Below are 293 nucleotides of genomic sequence, written 5' to 3' on the forward strand. Positions count from 1 at the left end.
TGAGGAGCACGATGCCAGAGAAGCGGAAGAAGTACGACCGGGAGTTTCGTGATGGGGCGGTCCGGATCGTCGAGGAGACAGGTAAGCCGATCGCCCAGGTCGCTCGAGACCTGGGGGTCAACGAGGGCACCTTGGGTAACTGGGTCAACCGGGCGCGCGCCGAGCGGGAGGGCCGCGGCGAGCTGACCGTTGATGACGCTGCTGAGCTCAAACGGTTGCGTGACGAGGTCGCCGAGCTGCGCATGGAGCGTGATGTCCTCAAGCGATCAGTGGTCCTGTGGGTGAAGGAGGCG

1 protein-coding gene is annotated in these 293 nt (G+C 64.8%); it reads left to right on the plus strand.

Going from position 1 to position 293, the window contains the following annotated elements; translation table 11 throughout:
• Positions 1-11: 11 nt before the first annotated feature.
• A partial coding sequence (locus B1964_RS29020) for a transposase (protein ID WP_035718442.1) occupies positions 12-293 on the plus strand: 282 nt, incomplete at its 3' end.

The organism is Gordonia sp. i37 (assembly GCF_002043085.1).
Lineage (GTDB): Bacteria > Actinomycetota > Actinomycetes > Mycobacteriales > Mycobacteriaceae > Gordonia > Gordonia polyisoprenivorans.